General features: G+C 59.9%; 14 protein-coding genes and 1 tRNA gene. 4 read left to right on the top strand and 11 right to left on the bottom strand.

Annotated features, from left to right (window positions below):
* Nucleotides 1-103 precede the first annotated feature (103 nt).
* The 5 genes from acpS to rpoZ form a co-directional block, all read right to left on the bottom strand.
* Entirely contained in the window at nucleotides 104-508 is a 405-nt protein-coding gene (acpS, locus tag AC1DOG_RS09745) for a holo-ACP synthase (RefSeq protein WP_477927636.1), read from the bottom strand.
* Nucleotides 505-1,095 (bottom strand): DUF2062 domain-containing protein, encoded by a 591-nt coding sequence (locus AC1DOG_RS09740; RefSeq protein WP_026283062.1) that lies wholly within the window; start codon nucleotides 1,093-1,095, stop codon nucleotides 505-507. The genes acpS and AC1DOG_RS09740 overlap by 4 nt, the downstream gene beginning before the upstream one ends.
* Before the next feature lie 136 nt (nucleotides 1,096-1,231).
* Nucleotides 1,232-1,381 (bottom strand): DUF3563 family protein, encoded by a 150-nt coding sequence (locus AC1DOG_RS09735; protein ID WP_112941369.1) that lies wholly within the window; start codon nucleotides 1,379-1,381, stop codon nucleotides 1,232-1,234.
* Between the two features lie 181 nt (nucleotides 1,382-1,562).
* The gene (locus AC1DOG_RS09730; RefSeq protein WP_113008428.1) at nucleotides 1,563-3,809 is read right to left on the bottom strand and encodes a RelA/SpoT family protein; all 2,247 of its coding nucleotides are present in this window, start codon (nucleotides 3,807-3,809) and stop codon (nucleotides 1,563-1,565) included.
* 100 nt (nucleotides 3,810-3,909) lie between these two features.
* Nucleotides 3,910-4,308, bottom strand: coding sequence for a DNA-directed RNA polymerase subunit omega (gene rpoZ, locus AC1DOG_RS09725; RefSeq protein WP_018898816.1), 399 nt, complete (start codon nucleotides 4,306-4,308; stop codon nucleotides 3,910-3,912).
* Between the two features lie 281 nt (nucleotides 4,309-4,589).
* Here rpoZ and AC1DOG_RS09720 point away from each other — a divergent pair, with 281 nt between their 5' ends.
* On the top strand, nucleotides 4,590-5,171 hold the full coding sequence (locus AC1DOG_RS09720; RefSeq protein ID WP_018898817.1) for a LabA-like NYN domain-containing protein: 582 nt from the start codon (nucleotides 4,590-4,592) through the stop codon (nucleotides 5,169-5,171).
* Nucleotides 5,172-5,240: 69 nt separating this feature from the next.
* Here the strand turns inward: AC1DOG_RS09720 and smpB are convergent, their stop codons facing one another.
* The gene (gene smpB, locus AC1DOG_RS09715; RefSeq protein ID WP_018898818.1) at nucleotides 5,241-5,720 is read right to left on the bottom strand and encodes an SsrA-binding protein SmpB; all 480 of its coding nucleotides are present in this window, start codon (nucleotides 5,718-5,720) and stop codon (nucleotides 5,241-5,243) included.
* Nucleotides 5,721-5,832: 112 nt separating this feature from the next.
* On the bottom strand, nucleotides 5,833-6,717 hold the full coding sequence (dapA, locus tag AC1DOG_RS09710; RefSeq protein ID WP_477927632.1) for a 4-hydroxy-tetrahydrodipicolinate synthase: 885 nt from the start codon (nucleotides 6,715-6,717) through the stop codon (nucleotides 5,833-5,835).
* A 216-nt stretch (nucleotides 6,718-6,933) separates the two neighbouring features.
* On the opposite strand from dapA, the gene AC1DOG_RS09705 reads away from it, so the two are divergent.
* Both AC1DOG_RS09705 and AC1DOG_RS09700 read left to right on the top strand, forming a co-directional pair.
* A complete protein-coding gene (locus tag AC1DOG_RS09705; RefSeq protein WP_477927630.1) occupies nucleotides 6,934-9,009 on the top strand; it encodes a lytic transglycosylase domain-containing protein in 2,076 nt (691 codons plus the stop codon).
* A 63-nt stretch (nucleotides 9,010-9,072) separates the two neighbouring features.
* A complete protein-coding gene (locus AC1DOG_RS09700) occupies nucleotides 9,073-9,981 on the top strand; it encodes an alpha/beta fold hydrolase (protein ID WP_477927628.1) in 909 nt (302 codons plus the stop codon).
* 122 nt (nucleotides 9,982-10,103) lie between these two features.
* Here the strand turns inward: AC1DOG_RS09700 and AC1DOG_RS09695 are convergent, their stop codons facing one another.
* The 4 genes from AC1DOG_RS09695 to AC1DOG_RS09680 all read right to left on the bottom strand — a co-directional run bounded on the left by AC1DOG_RS09695 (nucleotide 10,104) and on the right by AC1DOG_RS09680 (nucleotide 14,376).
* Nucleotides 10,104-11,165: a porin gene (locus AC1DOG_RS09695; protein WP_477927626.1), complete on the bottom strand. Its 1,062-nt coding sequence runs from the start codon at nucleotides 11,163-11,165 to the stop codon at nucleotides 10,104-10,106.
* Nucleotides 11,166-11,793: 628 nt separating this feature from the next.
* A tRNA-Ser gene (locus AC1DOG_RS09690) sits at nucleotides 11,794-11,883 on the bottom strand.
* 81 nt (nucleotides 11,884-11,964) lie between these two features.
* Complete coding sequence (locus tag AC1DOG_RS09685) at nucleotides 11,965-13,182, bottom strand: NAD(P)/FAD-dependent oxidoreductase (RefSeq protein ID WP_477927624.1); 1,218 nt, start codon at nucleotides 13,180-13,182, stop codon at nucleotides 11,965-11,967.
* A 78-nt stretch (nucleotides 13,183-13,260) separates the two neighbouring features.
* Nucleotides 13,261-14,376 (bottom strand): Gfo/Idh/MocA family protein, encoded by a 1,116-nt coding sequence (locus AC1DOG_RS09680; protein ID WP_477927622.1) that lies wholly within the window; start codon nucleotides 14,374-14,376, stop codon nucleotides 13,261-13,263.
* 211 nt (nucleotides 14,377-14,587) lie between these two features.
* Here AC1DOG_RS09680 and AC1DOG_RS09675 point away from each other — a divergent pair, with 211 nt between their 5' ends.
* Entirely contained in the window at nucleotides 14,588-15,463 is an 876-nt protein-coding gene (locus tag AC1DOG_RS09675; protein WP_289729126.1) for a MurR/RpiR family transcriptional regulator, read from the top strand.
* The last annotated feature ends 7 nt before the right edge of the window (nucleotides 15,464-15,470 follow it).

The following is a 15,470-nucleotide window of genomic DNA, read 5'->3' as shown; positions in this document are numbered from 1 at the left end:
AAACGGCGCAAGTCTTTAATCGGTTCTGTGTAGCGGCTTCGGCTGATTGCGGCAATGCCACGAACATTAAAAGCCAGACAGGTAACGGTCAGTTGCTCGGCGATCAGTCGCTCAGCGGCAGGGCCTCGATGATGACGAAGGCCTGAGCCAAGGGATAATCATCGGTAATTGTCAAATGGATGGCGGCGCGGTGCCCCACCGGCAACATCCTCTGCAAAATCTCGCCGGCGCCGCCCGTCAGCTTCATCGTCGGCTTGCCGCTCGGGAGATTGACGACGCCCATGTCTTTCCAGAAGACACCCTGGGCGATGCCCGTGCCCAAAGCCTTGGAGCAAGCCTCCTTGGCAGCGAAGCGCTTGGCATAGGAGGCAGCGCGGTTGGCGCGGCGATCGGATTTCTGCTGCTCGATCTCGGTGAAGCAGCGATTGGTGAAACGCTCGCCAAATCGCTCCAGCGACTTCTCCACGCGCCTGATATCGATGAGATCGCTGCCGATACCAATGATCATACTGTTTCCTCAAGCGAAACGGGCTCAGCGACGCGTAGGCGCGCACGCTCAAGCAGGCGGGCGCGGCGGCGTCCCTGGAAGCCCCTCACCGTGTAGAATGTCGCGAAATAGATGGCCACGGCGGTCACCGCTGCCGGCGGCAGCGAACCGATCAGCATCGGCTCCAGCACCGGGCGCCAAAGCTCGCTGAAGTGCAGTTCGTGGAAGAGTGCGGGAAGATCGACCGCATTGCCCTGCATCGTATCCTTGCGGCTCAGGAGCAGATGTCCGATTTCCCAGGTGGTTCCCCAGATGAAGGGGTAGGTCAGCGGATTGCCGAAGGCCGCGCAGCCAAGAGCGGCGGCGACCATATTGCCTGACAACAGATAGGTGATGACGAAGGCCATGATGAAATGGACGCCGATGAACGGGGTCCAGGACACGAAGATCCCGGCCGCGACGCCAACAGCCACCGCATGTGGCGATGCCCTCAGGCGAAGCACGCGCATCACGAGATAGCGCGGAGGCCTCAGGAATCCCTTTCGTGGCCAAAGCAGCTCACGCAGCTTTTCACGAAATCCAGCGGGTTTCCGACGACGAAATAACATGGCGCGTATGTAGTGCATGCCGCACAGGCCTGACAAGAGCGCCAGACCTCCTCAGTCGCTATTTGATGTGCGCCGACTGAGTATCTACCGGGGCGTAACTCAAACGCCCCTTCCCACTTGCAAATCCAGCAACCGATTAACGGGTACGGAACAGACCACGGTCAACCTGACGCTGGCGGTATTCGAGATCGATACGGTCGAACGAGCCGTTCAGGTATGCGGTTTCGCGTTCTTCAGCGCTCGGAGCGCGCAGGGCACGAGCGAACTTCTTGATCGGTGTAAACATTTGGATGCCTCTTTCTTTCGGTCACTTGTTGATGACCAGAAGATAGGCGGAGGCGCGCCTTTTTACCAACGCTCTAATACTCAGTCAGCCATGCGCTAAACGCATATCTAGCCCCTCATCTGCGACAATTTGACCACAAAACGATCACATATTGTGCAAACCAGGTGCAGATGCGCCTGCTTTACTCGTAAAGCCGGCGCACAGTCGCAACGCAATCCAGCTCATTCAACTGCGCAAGCAATTGATTCAACTGGCGAAGATCCCAAACTTCGACATCGAGCGCCATCTCCGTGAAGTCGGTGGCGACGCGAACCGTGTTGAAGACGCGGATGTTGACGTCGACATCGGCGACGGTGCGGGCAAGCTTTGCGAGCGTGCCGGGTTCGTTCAGCGCATTGACCAGAATGCGGGCCATGAAGCGCGACTTGTTGGCCTCATCGAGATCCCAGCGCACATCGATCCAGCGATCAGGTTGCTCGTCGAAGCGCTGCAGCACGGGCGACTGGATCGGATAGATCGTGATGCCCTTGGCGTTTTCGGTCGTGTTGGTGATGCCGACGATGCGGTCGCCGGGGACAGCACCCGTCGGGGCAAACTGCACATCGATATTGCTCGATATACCACGGATCGGCACGGCCTCGGCATCGCCCAGCGCCTCAAGTCCATTTGGCGCGTGCTCGGTTGCCTTGCCCTTATCCGGGATCTTGAAGATCATGCCGGTGGCGCTGCGGACGTTGAACCAGCCATCGTCGCCCGAGGGTTTCGAGGTGATGCGCTCTTCCTGGTGATCGGGATAGACGGCACGCAGCACGTCGAGCGACGACATCTCGCCGCGGCCGACCGAGGCAATCGCGTCCTCGACATCCTTCTGGCCGAGGCGGTGCAGCGCGGGCTTCATCGCTTCGCGGGAGAAGACCTTGCCGGCGCGATCGAAGGTGCGTTCGAGAATGCGGTGGCCGAGGCCGGCATATTGCTTGCGGATGGCCATGCGGGTGGCGCGGCGGATGGCGGCGCGGGCCTTGCCTGTCACAACGATCTCTTCCCAAGCCGCCGGCGGCACCTGCACGCCGGAGCGGATGATCTCGACCTCGTCGCCATTCGCAAGGCGGGTGACGAGTGGCATGATGCGGCCGTTGATCTTGGCGCCAACCGTGGTATCGCCGATATTGGTGTGAACGGCGTAAGCAAAGTCGATCGGGGTCGCACCGCGCGGAAGCGCAATCAGCTTGCCCTTCGGCGTGAAACAGAACACCTGGTCCTGGAACAGCTCGAGCTTGGTGTGCTCCAGAAACTCTTCCGGGCTGTCGCCTTCGGCCAGCGCTTCGATCGTATGGCGAAGCCAGGAATAGGCGTTGGATTCGCGCGAGAGGATGTCGCTATCGGCGTTGGTGGCGCCGTCCTTGTAGAGCGTGTGGGCGGCGATACCGAACTCGGCGATCTCGTGCATGCGCTTGGTGCGGATCTGCAGCTCGATACGCTGGCTCGACGGGCCGACAATGGTGGTGTGCAGCGAACGATAGTCGTTCTGCTTCGGCGTCGAGATGTAATCCTTGAAGCGGCCGGGGACGACGCGCCAACGGGTGTGGACGATGCCGAGGCCGCGGTAACAGGAGGGAATATCGTCGACGATGATGCGGAAGCCATAGACATCCGACAGCTGCTCAAAGGAGAGCGACTTCGACTGCATCTTGCGGAAGACGGAATACGGCTTCTTCTGGCGGCCCTTGACGTAGGCATTGGTCAGGCCGTTGGCGACAAGCAGGTCGCGCAGTTCGGTTTCGATCTTCTTGACCAGGCCTTCGTTGCGGCGCGACAGCTCCTCAAGCCGCTTGGTGACGGTGTCGTAGGCCTCGGGGTTGATGTGGCGGAAGGACAGGTCCTCCAGCTCCTCGCGCATATCCTGCATACCCATGCGGCCGGCGAGCGGCGCGTAGATATCCATCGTCTCTTCGGAAATGCGGGCGCGCTTTTCCGGCGACATGTGGTCGAGGGTGCGCATGTTGTGCAGACGGTCGGCCAGCTTGACCAGCAGCACGCGCACGTCGTCGGAAATGGCAAGCAGCAGCTTACGCAGGTTTTCGGCCTGCTTGGCCTTCTTGGTGACGAGATCGAGCTTCTTGATCTTCGTGAGACCCTCGACCAGGCGGCCGATGTCTTCGCCGAAGAGTTCATCGATCTCGGCGCGGGTCGCGGTCGTGTCCTCGATCGTGTCATGCAACAGAGCGACCGCGATCGTCGACTCGTCGAGATGCATGTCCGTGAGGATGGCGGCGACTTCGAGCGGGTGGGAGATATAGGGATCGCCGCTTGCCCGCTTCTGCTGCCCATGCTTCTGCATGGCATAGACATAGGCTTTGTTGAGCAGGGCTTCGTTGGCGTCGGGCTTGTATTTCTGAACCCGCTCCACGAGCTCGTACTGCCGCATCATGCCGAAACCACTCCATCACAAAAGAAAAGCGCGCCAATCACAGATTGGCGCACGTGATACTCAATCATATGCCGAAGCAATAATGGCGCAAGATTGACGATTAGTAATCGTCGCTCTTTTCCGGCGGCACGAGGCCTTCGATACCTGCCAGAAGCTCTTCTTCCGACATCTGGTCGAAGGTGATCGTCTCCGGAGCGTCTTCCTGCTCTTCGCCATCGGCAGCAGCCGCCGTGGTGATGAGGCTTGCCGGATCGGGCTCGGGCTCGTCGACTTCGACGTGCTTCTGCAGCGAGTGGATCAGGTCTTCCTTCAGGTCGTCGGGAGACAGCATCTCATCGGCGATCTCGCGAAGGGCGACGACCGGGTTCTTGTCGTTGTCGCGATCGATGGTGATCGAGGCGCCCTGGGAAATCAGCCGGGCACGGTGGCTGGCAAGCAGAACCAGCTCGAAGCGGTTCTCAACTTTGTCAATGCAATCTTCTACTGTGACACGGGCCATTGCCTGTCCTTTACGGTCGGGATCTCGGGATTAGCACGGCGATACAATTAAAAGCAGGCGAATTCAAGTTTTTAGTGAAGGAGCCGTTCGAGCCTGTGGGAACTTTCTAATTTTAGAGGTTTCCACTAAAAGTTGCTTGGAATATGCCGAATCCTGCCCTAAATCTGACTTATATGAATAGTTCATAAAGTAAGAATTGTTCTGAATTTTTCAGATAACCCATTGTTTTCGTGGGCTATCTGCAGCCGCATATTAGATTACTCAAAGTGGATTGGTACGCGATGTTCGACCCGCGAGAAAAAATTGCACTTTTCATTGATGGCGCCAATCTCTACGCGGCGTCCAAGAGTCTCGGCTTTGATATCGACTACAGAAAACTTCTGAAAGCCTTCCAGAAGCGCGGATATCTGCTGCGCGCCTACTATTACACGGCCCTGATCGAGGATCAGGAATATTCCTCGATCCGCCCGCTGATCGACTGGCTGGATTACAACGGCTACAAGGTCGTAACCAAGCCGGCCAAGGAATTCACCGACTCCATGGGCCGCCGCAAGATCAAGGGCAACATGGATATTGAGCTCGCGATCGATGCCATGGAGCAATCGGAGACGGTCGATCACCTGGTGATCTTCTCAGGCGACGGCGATTTCACGACGCTGGTCGAAGCGCTGCAGCGCAAGGGCCGCAAGGTCTCGATCATCTCGACGATGGCAACGCAGCCGCCAATGATCGCCGACGATCTGCGCCGCCAGGCGGATCACTTCATCGACCTGTTGTCTTTGAAGAGCGAAATCGGCCGCGACCCGTCCGAGCGCCCTGCCCGTCCGGTCGAGCCTGCGGCATCCAGCGACTTCGAAAGCTGACGCGAGCAACCAATGCTCAAAAAGAAAACCGCGGCATTTGCCGCGGTTTTGATTCAGGCGGCTATTTGATCAGCCATTATCCTTGAGAAGCCGGCTCTTCTGCCGGTTCCAATCGCGCTCTTTTTCAGACTCGCGCTTATCGTGCAGCTTCTTGCCCTTGGCGAGCGCCAGTTCCATCTTCGCGCGGCCGCGATCGTTGAAATAGATCTTCAGCGGAATGAGTGTCATGCCTTCGCGGTTGATGCCGGCACGCAGACGGTTGATCTCGCGACCCGACAGCAAGAGCTTGCGGCGACGGCGCGGCTCGTGGTTGAAGCGGTTGGCCTGCAGATATTCCGGAAGATAGGAATTGATCAGCCAGATCTCGCCACCCTCGTCCGAGGCATAGGATTCGGCGATGTTGGCCTTGCCTTCGCGCAGCGACTTGACCTCGGTGCCCATCAGCACCAAGCCAGCCTCGTAGGTATCGACGATCTCGTAGTTGTAGCGCGCCTTGCGGTTTTCGGCGACGATCTTCTTGACGACGCGCTGGCTGCCTTTGGGGGCCATGACAAATTCCAATTGCTCGGGGGCGCGATATCCGCGCCCGCACTTCTCGGCTTTATGTAGAGGCGCGGCCCATCTTTGTGAAGGCCGCGCGTTTTATCGGTTCAGCAGGCTATCAGTTCAGAAGGCCGGCGTGGCGCAGCGCTGCGTCGAGTGCGGCTTCCGTGCTTGCCTCCAGCGAGGAGACGAGCGGCGAGCGTACCGTGCGGTTCATGCCGCGGATCTTCGACAGGCCGTACTTGGCGCCACAGAGGCCCGGCTCCAGGAAGATCGCCTTGTGCAGCGGCATCAGGCGGTCCTGATACTCGAGCGCTTTCGCGAACTCGCCGGCCAGCGTCGCGGCCTGGAACTCGGCACAGAGGCGCGGAGCGACATTGGCGGTGACCGAGATGCAGCCGACACCGCCATGGGCGTTGAAGCCGAGCGCGGTGGCGTCTTCGCCGGAAAGCTGGCGGAAATCCTTGCCGCAGGTGATGCGCTGCTCGGAGACGCGCTCGATCTTGCCGGTGGCATCCTTGACGCCGACGATGTTGCCGTATGCCCTCGCAAGCGCGCCCATGGTTTCCGGCGACATGTCGATGACCGAACGGCCCGGAATGTTATAGATGTAGATCGGCAGCTTGATGGCTTCGGCGACCGCGGCAAAGTGGGCGTAGAGGCCCTTCTGCGTCGGCTTGTTGTAATAGGGCGTGACGACGAGAACCGCATCAGCGCCGGCCTTTTCGGCGTGCTGAGCGAGTTCGACGGCTTCGCGGGTGTTGTTGGAGCCGGCACCTGCCATGACGGGAACGCGCTTGGCGGCGGCCTCGATACAGAGTTCGACCACGCGTTTGTGCTCGGCATGCGACAGGGTCGGGGATTCGCCGGTCGTTCCGACTGGAACGAGACCGCTGCTGCCTTCCTTGATCTGCCAGTCGACATGGGCGGCGAAGGCCGCTTCATCGACAAGGCCAGCATCGGTGAAAGGCGTGACGAGTGCGGGAATGGATCCCTGGAACATGCAGAACTCCTTACGACCGCAATCCATGCTTCGGCCGCATTCCTTGAATACGAAGGAGCGCACCATAGTGCGCCAAAAAGGGTCCGACAAGCGTACAGAGCTTTGTTGCAACAAATTCCGATCGCAAATGTGAATGAAATTGAAGGGCTTCGGTAAGGTTTCGTTAATATGCGTCCCAGCAAATGTATGGACGCGTTTCCATTGCGAGTATCCCTGATGAAGAGAGCTGTTCTGATCCTGTCCGCGCTCGGCCTGACGGCCGCCGCATGGGGCACATTTGCCGCGCAGCTCCCAGGCGACGACGCGCCCGTTCCAGACGTTCGTCCGATCGGCTACATGCCGCAGACCTCGCTGCCGGAATCGATGACGACAGGCGCGATACCGCGAAGCCAGGCAATCGCCCCCGTCAACAGCGACCTGAAGACCGGCCTCGACGCGCTTTCCGCCAAGGACCCGATGCAGGCGATTTCGATCCGCGACGGCATGGCGCAGGGCACGCTCGACCGTCATATCCTGACCTGGGCAATCGCCGTATCCGGACAGAAGGGCGTACCCTCGGTCGAGATCGCCACCGCTGCCCAGGAATTGAAGGGCTGGCCCGGGCTGGCAAAGCTCAGGATATACTCCGAGCGTGCGCTCTATGACGAAAACCCCTCGCCCTCGGCCGTTCTCGCAGCCTTCGGCGAAACCGCTCCGGAAACGACGTCAGGCGCAATGATCCTTTCGCGCGCGTTGGTCGCCACCGGCAAGCAGCAACAGGCGGCGAAATACATGCGCAAGGTCTGGCGCGGCGAGACGCTGGACAAGGCAACGGAAGACAAGATCATGGCCGAATTCGCGGGCTTGCTGACCCTTGCCGACCACAAGGCGCGCATGGAATATCTGATGTATCGCAACCGCACTGCGCAGGCCAAGCGCTTCGGCGATCTCGGGCAGGCGCAATCGCTCTACAAGGCGTGGGAAGCCGTCGCCAGCAAGGCGCCGAACGCGGGCGCGCTTCTTGCCGGCGTCGATGGCAAATGGAACGGCGATCCCGGCTATCTCTTCGCGCGCATCGAGTATCTGCGCAAGCAGGAGAAGTATCCGGAGGCCGCCAAGCTTCTGCAGCAGATGCCGCGCGACCGCGATGAACTCGTCAACGCCGGCGAATGGTGGAACGAGCAGCGGATCGTCAGCCGTGGGCTGGTCGACCAGGGGCAGTTCAAGCTCGCCTACGGCATCGTCTCGAAATACGCGGCAACGACGCCGACCGATATCGTCGAGGCCGAATTCCACGCCGGCTGGTACGCGCTGCGCGGGCTGCAGGACCCGACAACGGCCCAGACCCATTTCCGCAAGATCCTCGACTTCTCCAACGGTCCGATTTCCGTGTCGCGTGCCTACTACTGGATGGGACGCTCGGCCGAAGCGGGCGGCGCCGGCAAGGCCGCCGAGTTCTACGCCAAGGCAGCGGGCTATCCGACCACCTTCTACGGCCAGCTTGCGGGCGAGAAGCTTGGCCGCAAGACGATCAATGTCAGCTACCCCTCACCCAGCCCGGCGGATCGGCAACGCTATCAGGCGCGCGAGGCCGTGCAGGCCATCGCCCGGCTCGACGCAGCCGGCCATGGCTGGCGGGCGAATGCTCTCTATCTCGCTCTCGGCGAGCAGATGCAAAGCCCCGGCGAACTCGCGATCCTCTCCGCCCAGGCCGAGCGTTCAGGCGACCATCATCTGTCGCTGCAGATCGGCAAGAGCGCTTACGCGCGCGGCGTCGATGTCGCGGCGCTGGCCTTCCCGATCGGCGTCATTCCCGGCACCGCCAACATCTCTGGCTCCGGCAAGGCGCTCGCTTACGCAATCGCCCGGCAGGAGAGCGCCTTCAATCCGACGGCGGTTTCCGTCGCCGATGCGCGCGGCCTGCTGCAGATCCTGCCCGGAACGGCGATGGCCGTGGCCAAGCGCCACAACATCACCTACTCCAAGGACAAGCTGACAGCCGATGCCGGCTATAACGCGACGCTTGGGGCGCACTATCTCGGCGAACAGATCGACGCCTTCGGCGGCTCTTACATCATGACTTTCATCGCCTACAATGCCGGGCCGAAGCGCGTTCCGGAATGGATCGGCCGCTATGGCGATCCGCGCGGCAAATCGATCGACGCCGTCGTCGACTGGATCGAACGCATCCCCTTCCCCGAGACGCGCAACTACGTGCAGCGGGTGATTGAGAACTATGAGATCTACAAGGCCCGGTTGGGTCAGCCCGTCAGCATCCAGCAGGACCTGATCGGCGGACGCAACGCGTCCTAAAGGCCGAGTTTGCTTGGCGGCGTAGCGCAGGCTAGTCTCTTCTCGTCAAGGCGGGCAGAGACGATGGACGAAACGAGCAACCAAGCCTTTCGGGATCGGACTTACATATCCAGTGATGGCCTTTCGCTGCATCTGCGGGACTATGATCCTGGCTCTCAGGCGACGGAAGGCCGGTTGCCAGTGATCTGCCTCCCTGGACTGACACGGAATTCCCGCGATTTTCATCAGCTGGCCCTGATCCTGTCGCGGGATCCGGTCATCCCAAGACGTGTGATCGCGCTCGATTACCGTGGGCGTAGCCTCTCCGAATGGGATGAGAACAAGGCCAACTACAATCTTGCCGTCGAAGCCCGCGATGTCATCGAAGCCTGCACATATCTCGGCATAGCCCGCGCCGCCTTCATCGGCACCTCGCGTGGCGGGCTGATCCTGCACCTGCTTGCCGGGATGGAGTCCGATCTGGTCGCGGCGGCCGTTCTCAACGATATCGGCCCGGTCATCGAGGCCGAGGGGTTGATGAAGATTCGCGACGATCTCAACACCGCACGACTGCCGCGCGATATGGAAGAAGCGGCGGCGTTGCTGAAGCAGCGGCAGGGCGCTGACTTCCCTGCCTTATCAGAAGACGATTGGGCGGAGATGGCGACGGCGATCTATTGCGATGCTGATGGTCAGATCGTGCCCGATGTCGATCCGGCAATTGCCAAGCAACTGTTATCGATCGATTTCGCCAAACCAGTGCCGGATCTCTGGGCGCACTATGAGAACTTCGAACAACTACCGCTGATGGCTGTTCGCGGGGAGAATTCGATGTTGCTTTCCGAAAGCACGGTCACAGCAATGGTCGACAGGCATGCTGGTCTCACGATCGTCAGAGGTCCGGGCCAAGGCCATCCACCCCTGCTGCATCTAGAGCCGGCACTACAAAGCATCCGGAGTTTTCTCGCTGCAATCCAGCACGCCGATCATTAGCACACCGAGCCGCGGCTTCTGGCAGTCAGCCTCCTCAAGGCTATGCGTACGCAACGCCAAGAATGCAAAAAGCCCGGTTCGCGAGAACCGGGCTTTCCTGATTAGACCGAAGTCAGATCAGATTAGAATGCACGCTGCAGGCGGAAGTAGCCAGACCAGGTGTTGTCGTCAACAGCAACCGTGCGGTCCTGCCACTGTACCGAAGCCTTGGCGTAGAAGTTTTCTACGATCTGGTAGTCGAGCGTTACGCCAGCCTTCCAGATGTCAACGTCGGTGAAGTCGGTGGTCGTGGTGTAGGTGCCGCCGGTGATATAGCCGCCGTTGCGGGCGTTAGCAAAGTACTGGACAGCAGGCGTGATCTTGAACTTGTCGGTTGCCTGGATTGCGTATTCAGCAGCAACAGTCCATTCAGACTCTTCGAAGTAGGCGTTCGGACCAGAAGCCCAAGCAGCTGCGAGGCCGAGAGTGCCCGGGCCGATTGCAACGGTGCCCATACCGCGGATCGCACCTTCTTCGGTGTCCGTGTCATAGCCGCCGATCAGCTGGTAGCTGAATGCGCCAGCCTTGCCACCGATGCCAGCAGCGATACCAACGTTGTTCGGGCTTTCACCCAGACCGCCACCGAGGGGCGTGCCGTGGATGCTGTCTTCCAGTTCGTCAACCGAGATACCGGCGTAGAAGTCGCCAGACTCATACTGGTAACGAATGGAGTTGTGCAGCGTCGGGCCAGAAGCGAGCGAGTCGGTTTCGCCAGAGAGACCATCGTCCCACCAGCTGTAGAACAGACCAGCGCGGAAGCCGGCGATGTCGATGTAAGCCGAGTCGAGGTAGGAAGACTGGCTCGTAGCGTTGTCAGCGTCCGTCTGCAGAACGATAACGCCGGTCAGCGGGCCGTACTCGGTGTCGCTCTTAGCCGTGAACTGAACCTGACCACGGGTGAACGAATCCCAGTCAGACGTACCGGAAGCGTCCCGGTTCACGTCAACCTGGAAACGAACGTAACCGTTGATCTTCAGGCAGGTTTCCGTGCCCGGGATGTAGAAGTAGCCGGTGCCGTATGCGTCGCAAACGCGAACGTATTCTACTGCTTCCGGTTCAGCTGCAACAATCGCGTCAGCAGCCTGAGCGCCGGATACAACTGCCAGAGCAGCTGCGGAGCCGAGAAGTAGGCTCTTGATGTTCATATTGACCTCCAATTCAAAGTTTCGATCGGATCCGGGTTTTCGCCGTTTTGGCAGCGTTCCCTGCCCCGTCACCGTGTTTCAAGAAGTCGGACGATCAACCGCCCTCGCTTCCGAAGTTGAAAATACAAGACCCGGCCTGTCACGCAATCACCAACTTGTGCGATTGGGGGATTTACGACAGCCTTCCGTATGCGCTGTTGCTGAAAGGTCACAAATACGACATGCGGCCATTCCGTTTCTTTATACTTCGTTAAGAAAGCGCTGGTTTTGCGGGGGTTTAGTGCCAACCGACAGCACGGCGGAACCCGGCGATGTGCCACATTGGTACCGTTTTCCGGCCGGATTCGGTGGGATAGCCAAGGATTTTAGCAGGCGAACAAATAAGCCGCGTGACAGATCGGCGAATACGGCTGGTGGGAATCGCTTGTGAAGCGTCGGATGATTCTCAAAGCGATTCTACGCGGCGCTGTCATCGTCGTGTCATGTCGATGATGACAAGGTCCGCCGCGCGCAAAGACGCGCTCGCATGAACACATATGTTCGATGCAAAAATCACTGAAATGTTTGCTTGGAAAATCCGCTGAGCTAGGGAGCGGCGACAGTGTGTCCGGATCGGACACTGGGATGATGGCGGAGAAGATGGGATTCGAACCCACGATACCCTCTCGGGTATACTCCCTTAGCAGGGGAGCGCCTTCGACCACTCGGCCACCTCTCCGGTCGAGAGCCTGATAGAGTCATTCGCTGGGGGACGCAAGCGCTTTTTCGGCTTTGCCCCTGAAGAAAAGCCGGCTTATTTCTAAGCCAGCAATTGCTTCAGATCAGCAGACCCGTCGGCGAGGATCGACTTGTCGGGGTTTATGCCGAGTTCCAGCATCTTCTTGCCGCTGACATAGGCCTTGGCATCATTGATCGCATCGACGGCGATGAACTTGCCTGACTTGAAGTACCAGATGGAGTGTGCGCCTTCGCGCGCGCCGGGGCGGAGCAGCGTTTCGTCGTAGCCGAGATTGAAGCCGGCGATCTGCAGTTTCACGTCATATTGATCGGACCAGAACCATGGCTTCGGCTCATAGGGCGCATTGCCGCCGGCAATGATGGCGGCAGCCGCGTCGGCCTGGTCGACGGCGTTCTGCACCGATTCCAAGCGGATGCGTCCGCCCTGCCAGGGAAGCGCCGCGCAATCGCCGGCCGCGAAGATTGATGGGTCAGAGGTGCGCGCGAATTCATCGACGACGATGCCGTTCGCAACTTCGAGGCCCGATTCCTTGGCGAGCTGGTCGTTCGGCGTAACGCCGATGCCGACGATGGCGAAATCGATATCGATGATCGAGCCATCGGAGAGTTCGGCGCCAACGAGCTTACCGTCGCGGCCGATCAGATGCTTGAGGCCGGTTTTTTCGCGAATCTGCACGTCATGCTCTTCGTGGATGACGCGCATGATATCCGCGGTCTCCTTGGCGGCGACGCGCTGGAGAATGCGGTCGGCCATCTCGATGACGGTGACTTCAAGACCCAAATGGCGCGCAACGGCAGCGGCCTCGAGGCCGATATAACCGCCGCCTATAATAAGGACGCGTCGGCCCGGGCGCATTTCGGCGGCCAGAAGATCGGCGTCGCGCTTGTCGCGGGCAACATACACACCTTCGAGATCGCCGCCGATCGCGGCCGGCAGGCCACGCGGGGTGGAGCCCGTCGTCAGCGCCAGCGTGCCGTAGTCGATGGTGGAGCCATCCTGGAGCACGACCTGCTTCTTGTCGCGCTTGATTTGTTCGACCCATGTGGAGAGGCGAATCTCGACGTCGTTGTCGGTGAACCACTGCTCGGGGCGAAACAGCAGGCGGTCGAAGCTCATTTCGCCGAGCAAATACTTCTTGGTGAGCGGTGGGCGCTGGTAAGGCAGCACGTCTTCTGCGCCAAGAATGGTGATGGACCTGTTATCCTTGAGCGCGCGCAGCTTGGCCGCCATTGCAAAGCCTGCCTGACCTGCGCCGATAATCACCAATCTGTCCGTCACGATATCACTCCCGCATTCACTGTATCGAGCAAAGGCCTATCCCCTGCCCCTTGCGTCGTCAACCGGAGCGGAGCGCCGTCAGGCGATCTCGATCCAGCGGCGCTGGTGATAGGACTCTGCCATGGCGTGAACAGACTTTTCTATCCTAAGACCGTCTTCGAATGTGACGATCACCGACGGCTCACCGGAAATCGCACGAATGAGCTCGCGGCATTCGATAATCTTCAGATCGTTGAAGCCAAGGCCGTGGCCGGGCGCAGGAATGAAACGGTCATAGGGATGATGGGCGGGTGCGGCCAGAATCTTGCGGAAACCCTGCTCGCTGCCGCGGCCATCGGCCTGATAAAGCTCGAATTCGTTCATGCGTTCCTGGTCGAAGGTGATCGCGCCTTTCGAGCCGAATATCTGCAGAGCTATGCGCCCCTTTCGACCCCAGGCGGCACGGTTGGCCATCAACACGGCGGAAATGCCGCCACCAAGACGCATCAGCACATTGGCCGCGTCGTGGTTCTCGACCGGGCGTCGCCCACCGTCCTTTGCGGGGCGATCGGCGTAGGGCTTGGCCATGTCGGTCACCACGGCCTCGACATGACCGAAGAGATACCAGAGCAAGGACAAAGGATGGACAGCGAAGTCGTCGAGCGCGCCGTAGCCCGCTGACAATTCGCTCTTCCAGTAAAAGAGCGCATCCGGATCGGCCATGAAGTCCTCGTCCATCTCGACGCGGATATGATTGACCTGCCCGATGGCGCCCTCGCCGATCAGCGCCTTGATGTGGCGGATGGTTGGGTTCTGGATATAGTTATAGCCGAGCACGGCCACCTTGCCGGCGCGCCTTGCGGCATCCAGCATGCGCTCGGCGTCCGCAAAAGCCGGCGCCATCGGCTTTTCGCACCAGACGTGCTTGCCCGCTTCAAGGGCGGCTATCGCCATCTCGGGATGAAACTGGTTCGGGGTGGTGACCGAGACGACATGGACATCCGGATCGGCGATCAGCTGACGCCAGACGGCGGTCGCCTTTTCAAAGCCGAATTCCGAGGCGCGCGCATCGGCAAGATCCTTGTTCGCCTCGGCCAGATGCACAAGGCGCGGACGCTCGACATCGCCGAAGACGGTCTTGACCGCATTCCAGGCAAGCGCATGGCACTTGCCCATATAGCCCGTGCCGATCAAGCCGACGCCCAATGACTTCATGAAATCCTCCCGCTCCGACCATGATTTTGGAATGCTTGGACCATTTTGACAAGACATTTTGATATGACTGGCGGGCGAGCCTAAAAGCAGATGAAAGCCATCAAACACTAGAAATGGCTCAATATTCCCCGAATAAAAAACAAATATGCCGGAGAATGGAAATCATCTATGGTCGGGAAACTGGAATATACGTTTCATTTTCGGATCACACATGGACAACGACCCCAAGGCCCCCTCTCGCGTTCCCAGGGATTTCGAAAGCCTGCGCAGCACGATCATCGAGCGCAAGGCGACCATGCCGAAGCGGCTGGCGCAGGTCGCGGCCTTTGCGCTGGCCAATCCCGACGAGATCGCCTTCGGCACGACGGCAAGCATCGCGTCTGCTTCCGAGGTTCAGCCATCGACGCTGGTGCGGCTTGCACATCACCTGGGATATGAGGGCTTTTCGGACCTGCAGAGCATTTTTCGCGAGCGGCTTCGCGACCGGACGCTGACTTACGAAGAGCGGCTGGTGACGCTGGAGCAATCGGGTGGCGAGGACGAGGATGCCAATCTGCTGTCCGGCTTCATTTCGGCCGCCGGTCAATCCATCAACCGGCTGGCCGCGACCGTTCAATCAGAGACCTTCAGCAAGGCGGTCGATATTCTGGCGGCGGCCGACACCATCTATCTGATCGCCAAGCGCCGCTCCTATCCGCTGACGGCGCATATGAGCTACGCCTTCTCCAAGCTCAATATCCGCCACCAGATTGTCGCGTCCCCCAATGGGGTCGATGCCGAGACCGTCCAGTTCGCCACGCCGAAAGATGCGGCGATCGCGGCGAGCTTTTCGCCCTATGCCGCAGAGAGCCTCGGCCAGGCGGAGATGTTGAAGGAGCGCGGCGTGCCCGTTGTCGTCATCACCGATTCGGCCTTCTCGCCACTCGCCACCAGCGCCGCCTGCTGGTTCGAAGTGGCGGAGGCCGACTTTGCCGGCTTCCGTTCGCTTTCGGCCTCGATGGCGCTGACCATGGCGCTGCCGGTGGCGATCGCCGAGCGGCGGCGAAAGCTGGGGCAGCCAAAATCCAAAAAAGCAAAAATGGAATAAACATTCT

The sequence above is a fragment of the Rhizobium sp. 01N48 genome (genome assembly GCF_056399145.1).
The sequence above is the reverse complement of the archived record's forward strand: the minus strand, read 5'-3'. Positions and strand labels throughout refer to the sequence as shown.